The sequence below is a fragment of the Microbacterium aerolatum genome (assembly GCF_007988825.1).
GTDB classification, from domain to species: Bacteria; Actinomycetota; Actinomycetes; order Actinomycetales; family Microbacteriaceae; genus Microbacterium; species Microbacterium aerolatum.
The window spans coordinates 288,459-310,278 of sequence record NZ_BJUW01000003.1; the positions used below are offsets into that span (position 1 = coordinate 288,459).

The 21,820-nt window shown below is 68.6% G+C and carries 21 protein-coding genes; 15 read left to right on the plus strand and 6 right to left on the minus strand.

Annotation, left to right across the window (positions count from 1 at the left end):
- Positions 1–135 precede the first annotated feature (135 nt).
- The 4 genes from MAE01_RS05220 to xylB all read right to left on the minus strand — a co-directional run bounded on the left by MAE01_RS05220 (position 136) and on the right by xylB (position 4,693).
- Positions 136–1,095 carry a phosphotriesterase family protein gene (locus MAE01_RS05220; RefSeq protein WP_186806128.1) on the minus strand — a complete coding sequence of 320 codons (960 nt, stop codon included), beginning with the start codon at positions 1,093–1,095 and terminating at the stop codon, positions 136–138.
- The gene (locus MAE01_RS05225) at positions 1,095–2,030 is read right to left on the minus strand and encodes a shikimate dehydrogenase family protein (RefSeq protein WP_147038482.1); all 936 of its coding nucleotides are present in this window, start codon (positions 2,028–2,030) and stop codon (positions 1,095–1,097) included. Before MAE01_RS05225 ends, MAE01_RS05220 begins: the two co-directional genes overlap by 1 nt.
- A 40-nt stretch (positions 2,031–2,070) precedes the next feature.
- Positions 2,071–3,048: an NAD(P)-dependent oxidoreductase gene (locus tag MAE01_RS05230; protein WP_229718096.1), complete on the minus strand. Its 978-nt coding sequence runs from the start codon at positions 3,046–3,048 to the stop codon at positions 2,071–2,073.
- Positions 3,049–3,172: 124 nt separating this feature from the next.
- On the minus strand, positions 3,173–4,693 hold the full coding sequence (xylB, locus tag MAE01_RS05235) for a xylulokinase (RefSeq protein ID WP_147038484.1): 1,521 nt from the start codon (positions 4,691–4,693) through the stop codon (positions 3,173–3,175).
- A gap of 98 nt (positions 4,694–4,791) precedes the next feature.
- Here xylB and MAE01_RS05240 point away from each other — a divergent pair, with 98 nt between their 5' ends.
- Positions 4,792–5,394: a glucose-6-phosphate isomerase family protein gene (locus MAE01_RS05240; RefSeq protein WP_147038485.1), complete on the plus strand. Its 603-nt coding sequence runs from the start codon at positions 4,792–4,794 to the stop codon at positions 5,392–5,394.
- Between the two features lie 127 nt (positions 5,395–5,521).
- On the opposite strand, the gene MAE01_RS05245 is transcribed toward MAE01_RS05240, so the two are convergent.
- Positions 5,522–6,052, minus strand: coding sequence for a CGNR zinc finger domain-containing protein (locus MAE01_RS05245; RefSeq protein ID WP_147038486.1), 531 nt, complete (start codon positions 6,050–6,052; stop codon positions 5,522–5,524).
- A gap of 38 nt (positions 6,053–6,090) precedes the next feature.
- Between MAE01_RS05245 and MAE01_RS05250 the strand changes: the two genes are divergently transcribed.
- The 14 genes from MAE01_RS05250 (at position 6,091) to MAE01_RS05315 (ending at position 21,285) form a co-directional block, all read left to right on the plus strand.
- Complete coding sequence (locus tag MAE01_RS05250; protein ID WP_147038487.1) at positions 6,091–7,083, plus strand: EamA family transporter; 993 nt, start codon at positions 6,091–6,093, stop codon at positions 7,081–7,083.
- A 77-nt stretch (positions 7,084–7,160) separates the two neighbouring features.
- Complete coding sequence (locus MAE01_RS05255; protein ID WP_147038488.1) at positions 7,161–7,532, plus strand: VOC family protein; 372 nt, start codon at positions 7,161–7,163, stop codon at positions 7,530–7,532.
- Positions 7,533–7,624: 92 nt separating this feature from the next.
- A complete protein-coding gene (locus MAE01_RS05260) occupies positions 7,625–8,311 on the plus strand; it encodes a GntR family transcriptional regulator (protein WP_147038489.1) in 687 nt (228 codons plus the stop codon).
- On the plus strand, positions 8,308–9,825 hold the full coding sequence (locus MAE01_RS05265) for an MmgE/PrpD family protein (RefSeq protein ID WP_147038490.1): 1,518 nt from the start codon (positions 8,308–8,310) through the stop codon (positions 9,823–9,825). The genes MAE01_RS05260 and MAE01_RS05265 overlap by 4 nt, the downstream gene beginning before the upstream one ends.
- Positions 9,825–10,727 (plus strand): methylisocitrate lyase, encoded by a 903-nt coding sequence (prpB, locus tag MAE01_RS05270; RefSeq protein WP_147038491.1) that lies wholly within the window; start codon positions 9,825–9,827, stop codon positions 10,725–10,727. Before MAE01_RS05265 ends, prpB begins: the two co-directional genes overlap by 1 nt.
- Positions 10,724–11,914 (plus strand): bifunctional 2-methylcitrate synthase/citrate synthase, encoded by a 1,191-nt coding sequence (locus tag MAE01_RS05275; protein ID WP_147038492.1) that lies wholly within the window; start codon positions 10,724–10,726, stop codon positions 11,912–11,914. The genes prpB and MAE01_RS05275 overlap by 4 nt, the downstream gene beginning before the upstream one ends.
- A complete protein-coding gene (locus MAE01_RS05280; RefSeq protein ID WP_147038493.1) occupies positions 11,914–13,098 on the plus strand; it encodes a thiolase family protein in 1,185 nt (394 codons plus the stop codon). Before MAE01_RS05275 ends, MAE01_RS05280 begins: the two co-directional genes overlap by 1 nt.
- A 171-nt stretch (positions 13,099–13,269) precedes the next feature.
- Positions 13,270–14,361 (plus strand): ScyD/ScyE family protein, encoded by a 1,092-nt coding sequence (locus MAE01_RS05285; protein WP_147038494.1) that lies wholly within the window; start codon positions 13,270–13,272, stop codon positions 14,359–14,361.
- A gap of 189 nt (positions 14,362–14,550) precedes the next feature.
- The gene (locus MAE01_RS05290; RefSeq protein ID WP_147038495.1) at positions 14,551–15,759 is read left to right on the plus strand and encodes a TetR/AcrR family transcriptional regulator; all 1,209 of its coding nucleotides are present in this window, start codon (positions 14,551–14,553) and stop codon (positions 15,757–15,759) included.
- Positions 15,760–16,238: 479 nt separating this feature from the next.
- On the plus strand, positions 16,239–16,496 hold the full coding sequence (locus MAE01_RS05295) for a hypothetical protein (protein WP_186806129.1): 258 nt from the start codon (positions 16,239–16,241) through the stop codon (positions 16,494–16,496).
- Between the two features lie 106 nt (positions 16,497–16,602).
- Complete coding sequence (locus MAE01_RS05300; RefSeq protein ID WP_147038497.1) at positions 16,603–18,105, plus strand: CoA-acylating methylmalonate-semialdehyde dehydrogenase; 1,503 nt, start codon at positions 16,603–16,605, stop codon at positions 18,103–18,105.
- Between the two features lie 15 nt (positions 18,106–18,120).
- On the plus strand, positions 18,121–19,338 hold the full coding sequence (locus tag MAE01_RS05305; RefSeq protein ID WP_371861762.1) for an acyl-CoA dehydrogenase family protein: 1,218 nt from the start codon (positions 18,121–18,123) through the stop codon (positions 19,336–19,338).
- A complete protein-coding gene (gene mmsB, locus MAE01_RS05310) occupies positions 19,335–20,222 on the plus strand; it encodes a 3-hydroxyisobutyrate dehydrogenase (RefSeq protein WP_147038499.1) in 888 nt (295 codons plus the stop codon). Before MAE01_RS05305 ends, mmsB begins: the two co-directional genes overlap by 4 nt.
- Positions 20,223–20,508: 286 nt before the next feature.
- Positions 20,509–21,285, plus strand: a complete 777-nt coding sequence (locus MAE01_RS05315) for an enoyl-CoA hydratase (protein WP_147038500.1) — start codon at positions 20,509–20,511, stop codon at positions 21,283–21,285.
- Positions 21,286–21,366: 81 nt separating this feature from the next.
- Here MAE01_RS05315 and MAE01_RS05320 read toward each other — a convergent pair whose 3' ends face one another.
- A complete protein-coding gene (locus tag MAE01_RS05320) occupies positions 21,367–21,810 on the minus strand; it encodes a YdeI/OmpD-associated family protein (RefSeq protein ID WP_147038501.1) in 444 nt (147 codons plus the stop codon).
- Positions 21,811–21,820: the final 10 nt, after the last annotated feature.

The following is a 21,820-nucleotide window of genomic DNA, read 5'->3' on the forward strand; positions in this document are numbered from 1 at the left end:
TCGAAGCCTCGCGTGCAGAAGTCGAGGCTTCGACTCCGTCGTTTCACGACTACGCTCAGCCCGTTTCGTCTGCGGCGCTACGCGCCTCCGCTCAACGACCCGCGGGTCAGAGCGGCATCCAGTGAACGCCGACTCTCACCCGAGGTCGAGGAGCTGGGCGGCGTTCGCGACCAGCATCCGCTCCACGGCATCCGCGCCCACAGTCGAACGCAGCCGGGGCAGGTACCGCTCGCCGAGGTAGGCGAGGCCCGGCATGCCGCCGTAGGAGATGTACCGGGTGCGGCGGGCGACGTCTCCGCCGAGCAGGATGCGATCCGCGCCGACGCCCTCGACGACCTGCGCCGTGAGCGCGAGCAGCTCGGCATCGGATCGGGTCCTCGGTCGCGCGAACCCGTCATAGCCGAGGTACGCGCCGCGTTCTGCGAGCGAGACGTGCAGCGCCGGATCGGGATCCCGGTCGGCGTGCGCGAGGACGACGCGATCGGATGCCACGCCCTCGGATGCGAGCAGGTCGAGCACTTCGTGCGCCGCGGTGCAGAACTCCAGGTGCACCATCACCGGCGCATGCGTCACACGATGCGCTTCGGCCAGCGCTTCCAGCGTCGTGCGCTCGAACGGGCTGATCCGCCAGTAGTCGACGCCAGCCTTGAGCATGCCCGCGCGCACGGGCTTCCGCTCCGGCGTCCGGGCGATGGGAACGTCGGGGCTCTCGAACACGACGGCATCGTCGGCCGGCATCCCCGCGGTGACGTCTGCGATGAACAGCTCGGCGAGCTGCTCCACGTTCCACACCTGCATCGGATGGTCATCGCCGTAGTGCGCCTCGCGATGCCGTCCGGTCGTGGCGACGACCGTCATGCCGGTGGCCTTGCTGATGCGCGCCACGGCCTCGGGGTTCCTGCCGAGGCCGAAGGGGGTGGCATCCACCATCGCGGCGAACCCGCTCGTCTTCAGCAGCCCGGCCTCGGCGGCCGAGGCATCCTCATCGTCGAGTTCGTCACCCGGCAGCAGCGGGGTGACCTGGAAGAGATGCTCGTGGTAGTTCGTCCGGCCCAGCGTCGCCGGGTCGACGTCGCCAAGCACGGTGCGGATCATCAGCGCACTCCCTCGGCGGCCTCCGCGAGCTGCTCGACGATCTCGGGGGTGAGGGTCAGCTCGAACACGTCGGCAACGACCTGCGACCAGCCGTGGATGAAGTAGCGCCAGCCGTCCACGACATGCAGCCCGCGTTCGGCCTCCTTCGCGCGTGCCTGGCGCAGGAACTCCAGCGATCCGCGGTAGTTGAACTCCCACGCGTACGCGCCCTGGGGGAAGACGACGTCATCCGGCAACGGGGATCCGGGGCGGTCCTTCCCGAGGCCGGTGGCGTTGACGATGAGCGAGCCGGCCGGTGCCGCGGCGACCAGAGCGGCGGCGTCTTCGACCGAGTCGGTGCGGACGTACTCGATGAGCCCGTCGCGCGTGCCGTGCTGGCGGTGCACCTCACGCAGGTGCTCGAGCTTGGCGTCGTCGCGTGCTGTCACGGTCACCTTCGCGGGAGCGTCGGCGCGCTCGGCGAGGGCCCAGCTGAGCGCGGTGCCGGAACCGCCGGCACCGAGGATGACGACCTCTGCGCCGGTGGTCGCGAAGTGATCGGCCGGCAAGAAGTCGTTCAGAGCGAGGTCAACGGTGATGGGGTCCTTCGCGCGACCGGAGAGAAGCGTGCCGCGCTTGGCGATGCTCGAGATCTCCGAGCACGACACCGCGAACGGGTCGAGTTCCTCGAACAGGTCGGATGCCGCGGCGTAGACGTTCATCTTGTGCGTGGTGACGAGAGCTCCGCGATGGTGTGGATCGTCGCGGATCTGCTCGACCAGCGCGCGGTACTGCTGCGGCGTCGCATCCATCGGCAGGTCGTGCCCGATCAGCGTGCGGGTCGGGAGCCCGAGGATGTCGGCCCACCGCGGGAACACCTTCATGATCGACGACGACCCGGTCGTGACGCCGACGAAGCCCATGTAGTCGGAAGCGGGGGTGGAGTCGCTGGTCATCGGGAGCCTTTCGTGGAGGTTCGGGTCGCGAATATCGTCGTCATGATGCGGGCTTTGCGGCGTTCTCTGCGACCTGAACGCGATGAGCGGGCTCACGACCCGCGAGAACCGCCAGCACGTCTTCGAGCGAGATCGAGCCCATGTTGTCGACGGCCTGCGTGGTCTGCGCACCAAGGTGCGGCGTCACGATGACGCGCTCGGCGAGTTCCGCGGCCAGCAGCGGACCGGCGGATGCCGCGGTGTCGCCGTCGAGGGTGTCGGCGGCGTAGCCGGCGAGGATGCGGTCGCGCAGCGCGTGCGCGACCGCCCACTCGTCGACGAGGTCGGGACGGGCGGTGTTGACGATGATCGTGCCGGGGCGGATGCCGTCGAGCCGCTCGGCATCGACGAGCCGCTGCCCACCGGGGGCGTGCAGCGTGATGAGGTCGGCGGTGCGAAACAGCTCGTCGAGCTCCACGGGTTCGGCGCCGAGCTCGCGGACGCGCTCGGCGGGGAAGTAGGGATCGGCGGCGAGGAGGCGCGGACCGAAGCCGCTCAGACGCCTCGCGACCCCCTGGCCGATGCGCCCGAATCCGACGATGCCGACCGTGGCGGCGCCGAGCTCGCGACCGCGGCGGACGCTCCAGTCGCCGTCGCGCACGCGCCGGTCGCCGTCCGGGATGAGGCGGAGTGCGGCGAGCATGAGACCGACCGCATGGTCGGCGACGGCATCCGCGTTGGCCCCGGGGGTGTTGGTGACCGGGATGCCGCGATCGGCGGCCGCGGCCAGGTCGACGGCCTCGGTGCCCACGCCGTACCGCGCGATGATCTTCAGGTGCGGGGCGGCGTCCAGGTGTGCGGCGGTGACCGGGCCGGTGCCGGCGATCCAGGCATCCGCCTTCGCGAGCACTGGCGCGAGGTCGTGGAGTTCGTGGTGGGCCGGGCCGCGGACGATCGCGTGGCCTTCGGCTGCGGCCCGCGCCACGAGGTCGAGGTCGCCGTCCGAGAACGACCGGCTGGTGGCGAGGATGATGCCCATCAGATCGCCTTTCGAGGTGCCGGAGCGGCCGGGACGCATGCACGACCCGGGAACAGGTGCACGACCGAAAGGGCGTTGCGGTCGTGCATCCGTGCCCAGGTCGTGCATCTGTGTCGCGCCACGTTCATCGGGACACTTCCTGGGCTCCGGCCGCGAACCAGGGTGCGAGCGCGTCGTACGCGGCGGTGAAGCGGGCGTGTCGTTCGGCGTGGATGCTGTGGCGCCCGGCATCCGGAATGAACTCCGCCGTCACCTCGCTCAGCGCACGGGCGGCCGAGAAGTCGGCGAGGCCGAGGCCGACGGCACCGGTGACGGCGGCGCCGAGGCTGTTGGCCTCTTCGACGATCGTGCGCCGGCGCACCGGCACGCCCCACACGTCGGCGAGGGTCTGCAGCAGCGCGTCGCTCTGCGCTCCGCCTCCGACGGCGTCGATGCGGTCGATCGCGGCTCCCGATTCGCGGAAGGCGTGGATGCTGGTGAGCAGGTTGTATCCGATGCTCTCCAGCACCGCGCGCACCAGGTGCCGGCGGGTGTGATGGCGGCCGATGCCGACGAAGGCGCCGCGGGCGTTCGGATCCCAGATGGGGGAGCGCTCACCGAGCAGGTAGGGCAGGAAGTAGAGGTCCTCGGTGTCGATGTCGCCGCCGGCCTCTGCGGTCAGGCGTGCGGTCTCCGGCTGTGCCGGGTCGGGGGAGAGCGCTTCGGAGATCCACTGGATCGAGGCGCCGCCGGCCTGCATGGTCGCCGTCGGCACGAACGAACCGGGAACGACGTTGTCGAAGGTGAAGGTGCGGAGGCCCGGATCGCGCAGGGGTGCGTTAGAGGCGAACGAGATCCACGATGAGGTTCCCAGGCACACATACGCGCCGTCCTCCGGCGCCACGATTCCGGAGCCGACCGCGGCCATCGGCCCGTCACCGCCGCCCATCACGACGCGCACGTCCCTGTGTCGGCCCGAAGAGTCGTGCAGACCGAGCGCTGCGGCGGCGGCATCCGTGAGCGTCCCAGCGACCGTCGTCGAGTCGAGGATCTCGGGGAACAGTGCGCGGTCCAGGCGGGCCGCCGCCAGCACCTCGTCGGACCAGTCGCCGGTGCGCTGGTCATAGGCGTTCGTGCCGGAGGCGTCGGAGCGGTCGGTCGCCAGGCGTCCCGTCAGCCCGAGGACGATGTAGTCCTTCGCGACGCAGAAGCGGCGGACGCGCGCCCACACGTCCGGTTCGTTGTCGCGGACCCACATGACCTTCTCGACGGAGTAGGTCGGGTTCAGCCGGTGCCCGAGCAGCTCGTACGCGTGCTCGGCGCCCAGCGCCTGCTCGAGTTCGCGCTGCTGCGCGCCGGATCGGGTGTCGGCCCAGATGATCGCCGGTCGCACCGGTCGGCCTTCGCCGTCGAGCAGAACGGCGCCCATCATCTGGCCGCTCACGACGAGACCCTGCACCTCGGCGGGTGCCGTGCCCGTGCGTGCGAGGAGGTCGCGGGTCGCGGTGGCGACGGCATCCCACCAGTCCTGCGGGTCCTGTTCCGCGACGCCGCCCGCGGCGAAGTGCGCGGGATATCCGACGGTCGTGGATGCCACCAGACGGCCGTCGTTGTGGTGCAGCGACGCCTTGTTGCCGGTAGTGCCGAGGTCGTGGGCGATGATCACAGTTCGTGCCTGCTTCGATGGTTGCGGTTCCGGATCGTGCTGTTTTGGAGTATACCTGTAATTACAAGTCCTGTAGTTACAAGTCGTAGGAGATCATCGTGACCCCAACCCCCGTCGACATCCCCACCCTGCTGGAGATCTCGCCGCAGGGAGGCATCGAGGGGCGTTCGCGCCGCTACGAGAAGTTCCTCGGCGACATGGACGGCGTCTACCGCGACGAGCACGCCTGGCAGGATGCCGTCGGCGAACGCGGCACCGACGACCTCGTCTACTGGGTCGACGATCACCGCTACCAGGAGGGCCCCGGCGCCCTGATCGTCGGCACGAGCACGCTGCTGCCGGGTCGCTACGGCGAGGAGTTCGCGGTCACCCGCGGGCACCTGCACGCGGTCGCCGACCGCGCCGAGCTCTACTACTGCCTGAGCGGGCGCGGGGTGATGCTGCTGGAGACCCTGGACGGGCAGACATCCGCCATCGAGCTCACCCCGGGCCAGGCCGTCGACGTGCCCGGTCACTGGATCCATCGCAGCGTGAACGTCGGCGACGAACCCTTCGTCACCCTGTTCTGCTATGCCGCGGATGCCGGGCAGGACTACGGCGTCATCGCTGAGGCCGGGGGCATGAAGAACCTCGTCATCGCAGACGGCGACGGTTGGGCACTCGCACCCAACCCCGACCACACCGGTTACCGCGCGGACTGACGACCGCAGCGAGACTTCGACTCCCTTCGGTCAACGACCCACCGCTGAAGTGCGGGTCGTTGAGCGAGCGAAGCGAGACGAAACGGGCTGAGTGGAGTCGCGCAGCGACGGAGTCGAAGCCAGGGGGTCAGCGCTGCCGCGCGCGGTACGCCGCGACGGCGTTGCGGTTCGTGCACGCGGTCGAGCAGTACCGGCGCGAGCGGTTGCGCGAGAGATCGAGGACGACGCCCTGACAGTCGTCGTCGGCGCATACCGTGAGGCGGCTGCCCTCGTCGGCGCGCACGATGTCGAGAAGGGCCATGGCGGTCTCGGCGAGGACGCGCTCGGGGAGCGGCCGATCATCGGCGACCGCGTGCAGGTGCCAGTCCGCGCCGTCGTGGCGCACGACGTGCGCGTCGAATCGCACGTCACTCAGTGCGTGATTGATCCCGTCGACCATCTCATCGCGTGATGCGAGCAGCATCCGGCGTAAACGCGGACGGAGTGCTCGGAGGGCGGCCAGCTCTTCGGCGTCGCGGTCGATCCGACCCGTGTAGGGAAACGCCTCCAGGAACGCCGCGAAGTCCTCCGGCGTTTCGAGTGTGTCGGGATCCTCGGCGCTGTTCACGAGGTGGACGGCGGCGCGCATCGCCTCGACCGTGTCATCGGTGAAGATCATGTTGACACCTTACATCCGTAGGATTAGTGTCATTGCTCATGAGCACTGTTGCAAATGACAGCGGCCTTCGCTCCGGGTTGCGGCTCGGGCTGCCCCTCGCGATCGCGGCAGCACTCGCATTCGGGATGTCGGGCGCCTGGGCACGCGGACTGATCGACGCCGGCTGGACGCCCGGCGCGGCCGTCACCGTGCGCATCTGGGTGGCCGCGCTGGTGCTGCTCGTGCCGACGATTCTCGCGCTGCGCGGGCGGTGGAAGCTGCTGCGTCGCAATCTCGGGATGATCGCCGCGTACGGACTGCTCGCGGTGACGGCGACGCAGCTGTTCTACTTCCAGGCCGTCGCCGTGATGGACGTCGGACTGGCACTGCTCATCGAGTACACCGCGCCGATCGCGGTGGTGCTGTGGCTGTGGATGCGTCGCGGCGAGAAGCCGACGGGGCGCAGTATCCTGGGCGCGCTCATCGCCTTCGTCGGGCTCGTGCTGATGCTGGACGTGCTCTCGGGGCGCAGCGTCGATGTGGGCGGCATCCTCTGGGCCTTCGGTGCGATGGTGGGCGCGGCGGCCTACTTCCTACTCTCGGGCAGAAGCGATACCGGTCTGCCGCCGATCGCGCTCGCCGGGTCCGGTCTGCTGGTCGGCGCCCTCGGACTCACGGTCGCAGGTCTCGTCGGCATCCTTCCGATGACGTGGAACACGGATGACGTCACCTACCGGTTCGGAACCGTGCCGTGGTTCGTGCCGGTGCTGGCGATCGGGGTCATCGCGACGGCCCTCGCATACGTGCTCGGGATCGCGTCGACGCGGCTGCTCGGCTCGCGACTGGCATCGTTCATCGCGCTCGCCGAGGTCGTCGCGGCGCTGTTGTTCGGGTGGCTGCTGCTCGGCCAGCTGCCGAACCTCCTCCAGGGTGTCGGCGCTGCTCTGGTGCTGGCCGGAGTCGTGGTCGTGAAGCTCGGCGAGCCCGCGGCATCCGGGTCGGGAGATCCCGCACTCGCGGTACCCGCCGAGGAGCTCGCCGAACCCTCTTGATCGCCGTCGCGTCCGGGCGGAGACTGGCCCTGCCGGCGTCCGCAGGGTGCCGGCTCGCTTGCACGAGAGGAACCGAAATGGCACACGGCGACATCACGCACATCGACATCCCGGTGAGTGATCTGGAGCGCGCGCAGACGTTCTACTCCGGACTGTTCGGCTGGCAGATCGCAGAGATGCCCGGCTACGAGGGCTACCCGATGTGGCAGGCCCCGAACAAGATCAGCGGCGGTGGACTCGCGCCGCGCAGCGACGACTTCAGTCAGCCGCGCTCCTACGTCGAAGTCGACTCGATCGACGACACGGTGGCGAAGGCTCTGGATGCCGGCGCGACGCTGCTGATGGAGAAGCAGCCGATCAGCGAGAGCAGCTGGTGGGCCGTGATCAGCGACCCCGACGGCAACTCCATCGGGCTGTACGAGAGCGAGACCCACGGGGATGAGGGGTGACTTCGACTCCCACGCATGGGACCTTGTATACGATCGCCCGGGCCTGACGCGCAGCGACTCACAATCTCGGGATTTATGTATACACTGAGGCTGTGAGCACCACCGTCGAGCGCACCAGAGCCAGTGATCGCGCCTACGCGACCCTGCTGGAGGAGATCCAGTCCGGCGCGCTCGCGCCCGGGACTGTTCTCGCGGAGGTCGAGCAGGCAGCCCGCCTCGGCGTCAGCCGCACCCCGCTCCGCGAAGCGCTCCAGCAACTCAGCGCCGACGGGCTCGTCGAGCAGCAGTCCCCGAGGGTCACGGTCGTCACCGACATCGACGCCGACGATATCCGTTCCCTGTTCGAGATCCGCCGTGCCCTGGAGGAGTCCGCCGCCCGTCTGGCCGCAGAACGCGGCGATGCCGAGCTGTTCGCGGCTCTGGCCGGCGAGTTCGCGGCAGCCGCGGCATCCCTTGACGCGACCACGGGACGGGACGACTACTACGCGCTCATCGCCCGCTTCGATGCGGCCGTCGACGCGGCGGTCGACAACGACTACATCGCCGCCGCCCTGCGGACGGTGCGCACGCACCTGGTGCGCGTGCGGCGCATGGCCAGGGACAAGCCCGAGCGGCTGGCGGCATCGGTCGCCGAGCATCGGCTCATCGCCGAGGCGCTCGCCGAACGCGACGGCGACCTGGCCGCGCACGCCACGCACGTGCACCTGCGCAATGCGCTCACGAGCATTCTCGACAGCATCCAGAACCCCGACCACACTTCGAACAGAGGGCAGTCATGACCGTCAACCACCACGTCCGCGTCTACAAGAGCGAAGAGGATCTGCCTCGCGAGGAGCAGCTGGCCTGGAAGATCGCCGAGGTCGCGACCGACGCGGTCGAGGTCGAGCAGGACGTCGTCGACATGATCATCAATCGCATCATCGACAACGCGTCGGTGGCAGCGGCATCCCTCACCCGAGGCCCGATCATCGCGGCCCGCGACCAGGCGTTCAGCCACCCGGTCTCCACCGGCGGGAAGGGTGCGACCGTGTTCGGCGCTCCGCTCGACAAGCGCACCAGCCCCGAGTGGGCGGCGTGGGCGAACGGCGTCGCCGTCCGTGAGCTCGACTATCACGACACGTTCCTCGCCGCCGAGTACTCGCACCCCGGCGACAACATCCCGCCGATCCTCGCGGTCGCCCAGCACGTCGGAGCCGACGGACGCGCACTCGTGCGGGGCCTGGCCACCGGGTACGAGATCCAGGTGGACCTCGTGAAGGCGATCTGCCTGCACAAGCACAAGATCGACCACGTCGCCCACCTCGGACCGTCGGCCGCCGCAGGAATCGGCACCCTGCTGGGGCTGCCGACCGAGACGATCTATCAGGCTGTCGGTCAGGCGCTGCACACCACCACCGCCACTCGCCAGAGCCGCAAGGGCGAGATCTCGACCTGGAAGGCGCACGCCCCGGCCTTCGCAGGCAAGATGGCCGTCGAGGCCGTCGACCGCGCGATGCGCGGCCAGACGAGCCCGTCGCCCATCTACGAAGGCGAGGACGGCGTCATCGCCTGGATGCTGGACGGCAAGGATGCCGCGTACGAGGTGCCGCTGCCGGCCACGGGAAAGGCCAAGCGCGCGATCCTCGACACGTACACGAAGGAGCACTCCGCCGAGTACCAGGCGCAGGCCTGGATCGACCTGGCGCGCAAGCTCCACAACGAAGGCGTCGACACGACTGCGATCGCGTCGGTGGTGCTTCACACGAGCCACCACACGCACTACGTGATCGGCTCCGGCGCGAACGACCCGCAGAAGTACGACCCCACCGCCTCGCGCGAGACGCTCGACCACTCGATCCCGTACATCTTCACGGTCGCCCTGCAGGACGGCACGTGGCACCACGTCGACTCCTACGCTCCCGAGCGTGCGGGGCGCGCCGACACCGTCGAGCTCTGGAACAAGGTCACCACGCTCGAGGACGCAGAGTGGACGCGCCGCTACCACTCGAACGACATCGCCGAGAAGGCGTTCGGCGGACGCGTGGAGATCACATTCGCGGACGGTTCGACGCTGGTCGACGAGATCGCCGTTGCCGATGCGCACCCGCTGGGTGCCCGCCCGTTCGCGCGCGAGAACTACATTGCGAAGTTCCGGCTGCTGGCTTCTCCTGTCCTTGACGACGAGGAGATCGAGCGGTTCCTGGAGCTCGTGCAGCGCCTGCCTGAGCTCACGGCCGCAGAGGTCGCGGAGCTGTCGATCATCGCCAAGCCGGGAGTGGTGGCATCCGAGGCCGTCACGAAGGGACTTTTCTGATGCTGTACTCCCACACCCCGCCCGCCGAGAAGCGTCGTCTGTTCCGTGAGCGTCTCGCGACCGGCGAACTGCTGCGGTTCCCTGGTGCCTTCAACCCGCTGTCGGCGCGGCTCATCGAGCAGAAGGGCTTCGAGGGCGTCTACATCTCCGGCGCCGTGCTCTCTGCCGATCTGGGGCTGCCGGACATCGGACTGACCACCCTCACCGAGGTCGCCGGCCGAGGACAGCAGATCGCCCGGATGACCGAGCTGCCGGCGATCATCGACGCGGACACCGGATTCGGCGAGCCGATGAACGTCGCGCGCACGATCCAGACGCTGGAGGATGCCGGACTCGCCGGCGCCCACATCGAGGACCAGATCAACCCGAAGCGCTGCGGTCACCTCGACGGCAAGGCCGTCGTCGGTTCCGACACGGCGGTCAAGCGCATCCGCGCCGCCGTCGACGCCCGGCGCGACGAGAACTTCCTGATCATGGCGCGCACCGACATCGCCGCCGTCGACGGGCTCGAGGCCGCGAAGGACCGCGCGAAGGCGCTGGTGGATGCCGGCGCCGATGCGATCTTCCCCGAGGCGATGCGGTCGCTCGAGGAGTTCGCCGCGGTTCGGGATGCCGTCGACGTGCCGATCCTGGCCAACATGACCGAGTTCGGCAAGAGCGACCTGTTCTCGGTGGATCAGCTCCGCGATGTCGGAGTGAACATCGTCATCTGGCCGGTATCGATGCTGCGCATCGCGATGGGCGCGACAGGCCGTGCGCTCGATACCCTGATCGATGAGGGCCACCTCACGAGCAAGCTCGGTGAGATGCAGCACCGCGCCGATCTCTACGACCTGATCGACTACGAGTCGTACAACCACTTCGACTCCGGGGTCTTCAACTTCACCATCACGAAGGAGTGAGCATGACCGACATCAAGAAGGGCCTTGCCGGAGTCGTCGCGGATGAGACGGCGATCAGCAAGGTCAACCCCGAGACGAACAGCCTGCTCTACCGGGGGTACCCGGTACAGGAGCTCGCGTCGACGCAGTCCTTCGAGGCGGTCGCGTACCTGCTCTGGCACGGCGAGCTTCCCACGGCTGCCGAGCTCGCCGAGTTTCGCAAGACCGAGCGCGCGAACCGCGCGCTCGCTCCCGAGGTGAAGGATGCCATCGACCGGCTGCCGGTGGATTCACACCCGATGGACGAGGTGCGCACCGCGGTCAGCGTGATCGGCGCGATCGAGACGGCGGGCATCAGCAATGTCCTGGATGCCGTCGGTACGCCCGAGGAGAATCTCGAGCGCAGCCTGAAGCTGTTCGCCGCCCTGCCGGCGATCGTCGCGTACGGTCAGCGTCGCCGGCGCGGGCAGGAGGCCGTCGAGCCGCGCGACGACCTCGACTACGCCGCGAACTTCCTGTGGCTGACGTTCGGCGAGGAGCCGAATGCCGTCGTCGTGGATGCCTTCAACCGGTCGATGATCCTCTACGCGGAGCACTCGTTCAACGCGTCCACGTTCACGGCGCGCGTGATCACGTCCACGCTGAGTGACCTGTACTCGGCCGTCGTCGGTGCGATCGGTGCGCTGAAGGGCCCGCTGCACGGCGGAGCCAACGAGGCCGTCATGCATATCTTCGATGAGATCGGGGGCGCCGACGAGGTCGAGGGCTGGCTCGATGCCGCGCTCGCCGAGAAGCGCAAGATCATGGGGTTCGGCCACCGCGTCTACAAGCGCGGCGACTCGCGTGTGCCGACGATGAAGGCGGCGCTCGACACGCTCGTCGAGCACTACGACCGGCCGGACGTCGCTGAACTGTACGACAAGCTCGAGAGCGAGTTCGTCGAGCGGAAGGGCATCTACCCCAACCTCGACTACCCGTCGGGGCCCGCGTACAACCTGATCGGCTACGACACCCTTACGTTCACACCGCTGTTCGTGGCGGCACGCATCACCGGCTGGACCGCGCACATCCTCGAGCAGCAGGCCTCGAACGCACTGATCCGCCCGCTGTCGGCGTACAACGGCGTGGACGAGCGGCACATCGCGGAGTACGAGCCGGACACGGCGGCCATTGATGTGCAGGAGCGGCCGGAGGAGGCGGCGGGCTGATGGCCGCGTCGCGGGACAAGGTCGCGATCGTCGCCGGCGCTCGCACTCCGGTCGGACGGTTTGGTGGCGCGTTCAAGGACACTCCCGCGCACGAACTGGGAGCTGCTGCTGCCGTTGAGGCGCTCAGGCGGTCGGGTATCGCTCCCGATCGCGTCGGCGAGGTCGTCATCGGCAACATCGGTCAGGTGGCCGGCGACGCGTATATCTCGCGTCGGATCGCGCTGGCGGCCGGGCTCGATGTGAACACTCCGGCGTTCACGGTCAACCGGCTGTGCGGTTCGGGCCTGCAGGCGATCTGGTCGGCGGCGCAGGAGCTGTTGTGGGGCGGGATCGACGTCGCGGTCGCCGGCGGCGCCGAGAACATGACGCGGATGCCGTTCTACGACTTCAACGCGCGGTTCAACGACCGGCTCGGGCATCGTCAGCTCCTCGACGGCACGATCGCGATGCTCACCGATCCGTTCACGAACAAGCACATGGGCACGACGGCGGAGAACGTGGCATCGCGGTTCTCGGTCTCGCGCCACGAGCAGGACGCTTTCGCGCTCGAATCCCAGCGCCGCGCTGCATCGGATGCCGCGCAAGCGGCCTTCGCGGAGGAGATCGTGCCCGTCACCACCTCCGGCCGCAAGCCGGTGGAAGTGTCGCGCGACGAACACCCGCGCCCGGACACGACGCTGGAGACCCTCGGATCACTGCCGGCTGCATTCGCTGAGGGCGGCTCGGTCACGGCGGGAAACGCGTCCGGCATCAACGACGGCGGAGCGGCGACGGTCCTGATGCGCGAAGCCGATGCACGTGCCGAGGGTGCACCGGTGCTCGCGACGATCGAGGCGGTGGCGACCGCGGCGTTGGAGCCGGAGATCATGGGCTACGCGCCGACGCTCGCGCTCAAGAAGCTCTTCACGAACACCGGGCTCACCCCCGCGGATGTGTCGACGATCGAGCTGAATGAGGCCTTCGCCTCGCAGGCGCTGGCGGTCATTCGGGATGCCGAGCTCGATCCCTCCCGCGTCAACCCGTACGGCGGCGCGATCGCGCTCGGACACCCGGTCGGCGCGACCGGTGCGATTCTGACCGTGCGCGCGGCGCTGACGCTGCAGCGGACCGGGAGAGAGTACGCGATCGCGACGATGTGCATCGGCGGAGGACAGGCGCTGGCTGCGCTGCTGAAGCGGGGCTGAATTTCGCCGTGTCGGGTCCGTCCGGGGCCGCACGCCGCAGCAGTGGATATCTCTCCAGGGGGCCAACCCCACGAATCAGGGGGCCGATCCCCGATTGCACCCGCCGCCCTCCGGTAGAGAATCCCGGTGGGCCGTCACTGGAGACGACCCGTACCGAGATCGGAGACAGGCATGCGCAGCACTCGAACATTCCTCGCGGCGGCAGCGGCCGTCGCGTTGGCGCTTTCACTCCCGGCCACCGCGTCGGCGGGCGAGGAACCGCCGATCCTGCAGGAATGGTCCTCGCAGCTCGGCGCCCCGTTCAGCATCGCGCTCGACGGCACCCGCGTTTACGTCGCCGACGGTGCGACGGGCACGATCGGCCAGCTGCAGCCCGACGGACAGATCGCGCCGCTCATCGAGGGCATCCCCGGTCTCACGGGACTGGCGATCCGTGGCGCGTCGATGGCGTGGGCGTCCTCCGTCGAAGACGGCTCCACCGAACCGCCGGTGATCCTGGAGAGCGGGCTGAACATCCGCGGACCCAAGGGCACGGTGACCTACGCCGATCTGCACGCCTACGAGGTCGCGAACAACCCCGACGCGGGCAACTCGTACGGCATCACCGACCCGAACCCCTGCGTCGTCGACGCGACCGGCGGCGCTCCGCTCAGCTACACGGGCCTGATCGACGCGCACGCGTACAACGTCGCATCGTGGAAGGGCGAATGGCTGGTCGCCGATGCGGGCGCGAACGCGGTGATGCGGGTGACGGATTCGGGGCAGGTCAGCACGCTGGCCGTGCTGCCGCCGGTGCCCGTGACGCTCACGGCTGAGAGCGCCGGAATGCTCGGCCTTCCCGCGTGCGCGGCCGGTGACACCTACTACGTCGAACCGGTGCCCACCGGCATCACCGTCGGCAGCGGTGGCGTGATCTATGTGACGACTCTGCCCGGTTTCCCGGGCGAGACCGCCTCGCAGGGGGCGCTATGGCAGGTGGGGACCGACGGGTCGGCGACCCAGATCGTCTCGGGACTCTCCGGACCGACCAGCGCAGCGGTCAAGGGCAGGGACGTCTACGTCGCCGAGCTGTTCGGCGCCGGGGTCACCCAGGTCACCGGCGGCACGGCGTCACCCTTTGCAGCGCTGAACGGTGCGGTCTCGGTCGCCGTGGCGTCGAACGGCACTGTGTGGGCGGCGACGATGGACCTCAGTGGAGGACCGGGCACGCTCGTCAGCATCGCAAAGGGCAAGGTGCACGTGAACGCTGCGCTCGTGCGCTGACGCGGCATGCGCGGCACGGAGGGTCCCCGTCGACTCGATTCGGCGAGGATCTCTCCGGGCGCAAACAGCGGTTCTAACGCGGAGCGGATCGATGACATTTCGAGATGCCGATGACGAAGTCGGCGTGCTCTCCCCTTGGTCGGCGAAACAGAACAGCGGCGGCGAGGTCACGTGTCTAGGCTGTGGGGCATGCCACCCTCCGCCGGCTCTCCCGCGAACCGCACGCGCCCGCGCGATCGCAAGCGCCACATCCAGGAGGCTGCGGCTGCGGCGTTCTCCCGGAATGGCTATCACGTGGTCGGCATGCAGGACATCGCGGATGCCGTCGGCATCTCGGCCCCGGCGCTGTATCGGCACTTCCCGAACAAGTACGCACTGTTCGTCACCACCGCGTTCGCACTCGTGCAGCAGCTGATCGAGGCGACCGATGAGGCCGCCGCGCAGCCTGTGGAGACCGCGACGGATGCCAGGGCGGCCCTGGACGAACTGCTCGACGCGGTGATCGCCACCACCGTCGAACTGCGCGCGGTCGGCGGTATCTATCGCTGGGAGGGGCGCTACCTGGAGGCCGAGGATCGTGAGCGCCTGACCGCCCAGTTCCGGATGCTGCGCGAGAGGTTCGAAGAGCCGCACCGTATCTACCGGCCCGAGATCGACGAGGAGCAGCGCCGGCTGATCGTGCTCGCCTCCCTCAGCGTCGTCGCCAGCATCACGGCACACCGCGCGGTGCTCGCCGCGCGCAGCCTGCGGGCGCTCCTCAAGGAGGCGGCGTGGCGCATGCTCGACGCCGACACGGCTGCCACCGCGTACTCGGGAGAGGGCGGAGACCTCATCGAACAGGTGGATTCCGGCACCGGCCGCCGCGCACAACTGCTCGACACCGCCGTGCGACTGTTCGCCGCCCGCGGATACAACGAGGTCACCATCGAAGACCTCGCGGTGGAGGTCGACCTCACCCCATCCGGCGTCTACCGCCACTTCGATGGAAAGCCCGCCGTACTGCTGGCCGCCTGCGACCGCGCGGCCGTGGTGCTGGAGCGCGCGGTCCTTCGGGTGCGCGAGTCCTCGAGCACTCCTGAGGAGGCACTGCGGCGGCTGTGCCGGGCGTACGTCGACCACTCGTTCCGCAATCGGGCCCTCATGCGCGTGTACTTCTCGGAGCTCGGCAACCTCTCACCCGAGGACCAGCGGCGCCTGCGCGCCATGCAACGCGCGCACGTCGCGGACTGGACCGCGCTGCTGCAGTCGGTGCGTCCTGAACTCGGCGGACGAGAAGCCGCCGTGCTCGTGCACGCCGGCTTCAGCGTCATCACCGACGAGATGCAACAGCTCACCGAGCGCGATGAGGCCGCAGCCGTGCGGCTCACCGCCCTCGTGGAGGCGCTGCTCGAAATTTGACCGCCCGGCGCGCAGCGTTTAACGGTTGAGAAGAGTGGACCCCCGCCGACCCGATTCGGCGGGGGTCTCTCGGGAGCTGTGCTCACCGATGCGCGGAAAGTCCTGACTACCCGATCCGGTCTGAGTTCTTCCGCGCAATTGCAGTTCTACGTGGGCCAGGTGACCGGATGGTGAACGCGCATCGAACGCGCGAAGTCGACTCGTCCTGCACAACCAGTCGTGCGTGCGTGGCTTTCCACAGGTTCGCGGAACCTCGGGGGTGCCCGGGGCGGATGCCGTTCATGATCGTGGGCATGACTGATACGAGCAATTCCCTGAGAGACCGAGTCCTCGACTGAGACGACGATCTGCGCGCGTTGGAACTGTTGCTGCAGCGTGCGAACCGGCGGCAGATGTGGCTGATGTTCATGGACGATCGCAGGTGCCTCGGTGGTCCCCTCACGCCCACGGACGACTACCCGGAGGATCCGAACGAAGAAGTGGAGGTGGACGACCTCGGAGTCGTGACCGAGGCTCATGTGCTCTTGCATCGCGCCGGCATGCTTCGCGAGACAACCGGCAACGCGAGCGTGCTGTTCGCTTGGGAGCGGATCGGCGGCAGTGCCCTGAACGCAGCAGATCGCGTCTGGGCGCGGGCGATGGCGGAGCAAGCGCGGGCGCTGGATGTGCCTCTTCGTGCGCAGTTCATCGTGCATGCCCGAGGGGGTCGCCAGCTTCACCCCGATGACTATCTGTGAGGTGTTTTCCTGGTGAGGCGAGAGATACAAGGATGCCCTAGTAAATGACGGGATGCCAGAGTAAAGTGTTCATCGTGCCAAAGGGGTCGCGAAGGGACACAGCACAATGACTCGGATAATTCCGCACTTCGTAGGCGGATCGCTCATCACTCCGAAGGATGGTCGCTTCGGCGACGTGTACGACCCGAGCACGGGCGCCGTGCAGGCGCGCGTGCCGCTCGCCTCAGAGGGTGAGGTCCGTCGTGTGATCGACGATGCGGCGGTGGCTCAGCCCGGATGGGCGGCGACCAACCCGCAGAAGCGCGCCCGCGTGCTGATGCGCTTCCTCGATCTCGTGCACCGCGACATGGACGACCTCGCCCGCCTGCTCTCAAGCGAACATGGGAAGACCTTCGACGACGCCAAGGGCGACATCCAGCGCGGGCTCGAAGTCATCGAGTTCGCCGTCGGCGCCCCGCACCTGCTCAAGGGCGAATTCTCCACCGAAGCCGGCACCGGCATCGACGTCTACTCGATGCGCCAGCCCCTCGGCGTCGTCGCAGGCATCACTCCGTTCAACTTCCCGGCGATGATCCCGCTGTGGAAAGCCGGGCCGGCGATCGCCGCAGGCAACGCCTTCGTGCTCAAGCCCAGCGAACGCGACCCCTCCGTGCCGGTGCGCCTGGCAGAGCTGTTCCTCGAGGCGGGGCTCCCGGCCGGCGTCTTCAACGTCGTCCACGGCGACAAGGAAGCCGTCGACACCCTGCTCACCGACGACCGGATCAAAGCCGTGGGCTTCGTCGGCTCCACGCCGATCGCTGAGTACATCTACACGACGGCGACAGCGCACGGCAAGCGCGCGCAGTGCTTCGGCGGCGCCAAGAACCACATGATCGTGATGCCGGATGCCGACCTCGAACAGGTCGCCGACGCGCTGATCGGTTCGGGGTACGGCTCGGCCGGAGAGCGCTGCATGGCGATCTCCGTGGCCGTTCCGGTCGGTGAGGAGACCGCCGACGCGCTCGCCGCGAAGCTGACCGAGCGGGTGGCGCAGCTGAAGGTCGGCCCGTCGCTCGCGGACGGCGTCGACTACGGACCGCTCGTCAGCCGTGCGGCCGTGGAACGCGTCGAGGACTACATCCAGCAGGGCGTGGATGCCGGCGCCACTCTGCTCGCGGACGGTCGCGGCTTCGCGGTCGACGGGCACGAGGAGGGGTTCTATCTCGGCCCGACGCTGTTCGACCAGGTCACGACCGACATGTCGATCTATCGCGAGGAGATCTTCGGGCCGGTTCTCGTCATCGCACGTGCACACGACTACGAAGAGGCGCTGGCGATGGCATCCGATCACGAGTTCGGCAACGGCGTCGCGATCTTCACGCGCGACGGCGACGCCGCGCGGGACTTCACCGCCCGCGTGAACGTCGGCATGGTCGGGGTCAACGTGCCGATCCCGGTGCCGATCGCGTACTTCACGTTCGGTGGCTGGAAGAAGTCCGGCTTCGGCGACCTCAACCAGCACGGCGCCGACGCGTTCCGGTTCTACACGAAGACCAAGACGGTGACGAGCCGCTGGCCCGCGCACGGTGTGCGCGAGGGCGCAAGCTTCGTCATCCCGACCATGCACTAGGGATCCCCGATGACGATGATCACGACCACCACAGAAGAGCGCGAGGCGATCCTCGGCGCCGTCCGCGAGTACGCCGAGACCGAGCTCGCCCCGTTCGCGTCCGAGCGCGACGAGCAGCACCTCTTCCCGCGTGAGGCGCTGCACCGCGCCGGCGACCTAGGGCTCGGGGGCATCTACGTCGGTGAGGAGTTCGGCGGCACGGGGCTCAGCCGCACCGACACCGTCGCGATCTTCGAGGAGCTCGCCAAGGGCGATCCGGCCGTTGCGGCCTACATCTCGATCCACAACATGGTCGCCTGGATGATCGACAGCTACGGCGATGACGCTCAGCGCGGACAGTGGCTGCCGCGGCTGACCGCCATGTCCGAATTCGGCAGCTACTGCCTGACCGAGCCGGGAGTCGGTTCGGACGCCGCAGCTCTCGCGACCCGAGCCGTCCGCGACGGCGACGAGTACGAGATCAGCGGTGTGAAGCAGTTCATCTCCGGTGCCGGCGAGTCCGGCGTCTACATCGTCATGGCGCGCACCGGACGCCCTTCGACAGGCTCAGGGACCGGCAGCGGCGCAGGCGGCATCAGCGCCTTCCTCGTTCCGGCAGACGCCCCCGGCCTCAGCTTCGGCGCGCTCGAGAAGAAGATGGGCTGGCATGCGCAACCGACGCGCCAGGTGATCCTGGACGGCGTCCGGGTGCCGGCATCCGCCATGCTCGGCGACGAAGGCCGCGGGTTCGCGATCGCGATGTCCGCCCTCAACGGCGGACGCCTCAACATCGCAGCCTGCTCGCTCGGCGGTGCGCAGTGGGCGCTCGACCGCGCGGTGCAGTACGTGCACGAGCGCGTGGCCTTCGGCGAGCCGCTCGCCGAGAAGCAATCGATCCTGTTCCAGATCGCCGACATGCGCACCGAGCTGCAGGCCGCGCGACTCATGGTCCGCGACGGGGCACAGGCCGTCGACGAGCAGGCACCGGATGCCACGATGCGCTGTGCGATGGCCAAGCGCTTCGCGACGGATGCCGGATTCGAGGTCGCCAACCGTGCGCTGCAGCTGCACGGCGGCTACGGCTACCTGCAGGACTACGGGATCGAGAAGGTGGTGCGCGATCTGCGCGTGCATCAGATCCTGGAGGGGACGAACGAGATCATGCGACTCATCGTCGGACGCGAGATGCTGCGACCCGCAGGGTCTGCCAGCCTGCAGCGCAGCGGCGAAGACCGGATGAGGAGGGCATCATGACACGCATCGCATTCCTCGGCCTCGGGCACATGGGGCTGCCGATGGCGCGGAATCTCGTCGCCGCGGGGCACGAGGTGCACGGTTTCGACCTGGTTCCTGCTGTTATCGAGGCGGCGGGTGCGGCCGGCATCCCGATCGCGTCGAGCGGGGCGGATGCCGCGACCGACGCGGACGCGGTCATCACGATGTTCCCGGCCGGCAGGCACGTCCTCGACGCCTATCAGGACGGGCTGCTGGCCGCTGCTCGTCCTGGCACGCTGTTCATCGAGTCGTCCACGATCGCCGTCCACGAAGCACAAGCCGCGCACGGACTGGCCGTCGAGGCCGGGCATCGCAACGTCGATGCGCCCGTCTCCGGCGGTGTCGTCGGAGCGGAGAACGGCACGCTCGCGTTCATGGTCGGCGGTTCAGAGGAAGATTTCGCGGTGGCTCTCCCGCTGCTCGAGGTGATGGGCAAGCGGATCGTGCACTGCGGCGGACCAGGCCTCGGGCAGGCCGCGAAGGTGTGCAACAACATGGTGCTCGCGGTGTCGCAGATCGCGGTCGCCGAGGCGTTCGTGCTGGGGGAGCGGCTGGGGCTCGAACACCAGGCGCTGTTCGACGTCGTCTCGCAGGCGTCGGGGCAGTGCTGGTCTCTGACCACCAACTGCCCGGTGCCGGGACCGGTGCCGACGAGCCCCGCGAACCGCAACTATCAGCCCGGGTTCGCCGGTGCTCTGATGGCAAAGGACCTCGGGCTCGCGCTGCAGGCCATCGAGCAGACCTCGACGGACGCGAAGATGGGCCGCCTCGCGCAGGAGCTGTACGCCGCATTCGCCGCCGGCGACGGCGCCGGCCGCGACTTCTCCGGCATCATCACCGACATCCGCGACGGGCGCGTCTGAGGGGGCGTTTCGACTCGTCGCTGCGCTCCTCGCTCAACACGTTTCGTCTCGCTCCGCTCGCTCAACGACCCGCACTGGAGTACTCCGGGGTGTCGGGCCTGACCCCGTCGTTGAGCGAAGGCGCGGATCTCCGGGGGTGCGGGTCGTTGAGCGAAGGCGCGGAGCGCCGCAGACGAAACGGGTTGAGCGAGCGCAGCGAGTCGAAACCTCGACAGCATCCCCGGTATCCCCGGCATCCCTGCCCCCCGGCATCCGGCAGACTGGACCCGAACGTGAGGAGTCATAGATGACCGAGTACGAGACCATCCTTGTCGAGCAGCGCGGACGCGTCGGCTGGATCACCCTGAACCGCCCGCAGGCACTGAATGCACTGAACGGACAGGTCGCCGACGAGGTCACCGCCGCAGCGGTCGCCTTCGACGAGGATGATGGCGTCGGCGCGATCGTCGTCACCGGATCCGAGAAGGCGTTCGCCGCAGGGGCCGACATCAAGGAGATGGAGGGCATGTCGGCATCCGACATGTTCGCCACCGATCACTTCGGGGCCTGGAACGATTTCGCCGGCGTCCGCACTCCGGTCATCGCGGCCGTCAGCGGCTTCGCCCTCGGCGGCGGATGCGAGCTGGCGATGATGTGCGACATCATCCTCGCCGCCGACACCGCGAAGTTCGGACAGCCCGAGATCAACCTCGGCGTGATCCCTGGAATGGGCGGCACGCAGCGTCTGATCCGCGCGATCGGCTATTACAAGGCCGCAGAGCTCATCCTCTCCGGCCGAATGATGGGGGCCGAGGAAGCAGAGCGAGCGGGGCTCGTATCGCGGGTGGTGCCGGCATCCGACCTGCTCGACGAGGCGACCAAGCTCGCCGAGACCATCGCGTCGAAGGGGCTGCCGTCGCTGTACGCGGCGAAGGCTTCGCTGGACACCGCGATGGAGACGACGCTCGCCGCAGGCCTCATACATGAGAAGAAGGCCTTCGCGGCTCTCTTCGACACCGAGGACCAGAAGGAGGGGATGGCGGCCTTCCGCGAGAAGCGCGAGCCGAACTTCACGCACCGGTAGGTGTCGCCCGGCCAGATGGCTGGCGGATCGCCGGTGTTCCGCCAGCCGTCCGTGCGAACCTCCAGCTGTCCGTACGGCGGGTCAACCGCGCAGTGCGTCGAGCACCTTCTCCAGCCGCCGAGCCCGCGTCTCGTCCTGCTTCGCCTCGGCGATCTGCCGCGCCATCTCCTTGCGCTTCGACGGCGCGAGATTCTCGAATGACGCGCGGACGGCGGGGTCGGCATCCAACGCCTCGGCCAGCGTGGGCGGGATCTCGATGACGCGTTCGTCCGCGTCGACGCGGATCGTCACCTCGACCTGCTCGTCGATCTCGACGCCCGCCTCGGCGCGCGCGGCTTTGCTGAATCCGATCAGGTTCTGCCCGCCCATGCGGGCCAGGCGCAGGCGGATGCTGCGATCGCCGAAGTCGACGACCACCGGAAACGCCTTGCCGGTGCCGAGCTCGGCGACCTGCTCGTCGGTGAGGACGATCGCCGCCGCGGGACCGCGACCTTCGAGTGTCGTGCGCAGATGCAGTTCGGGCATGGCGATCAGA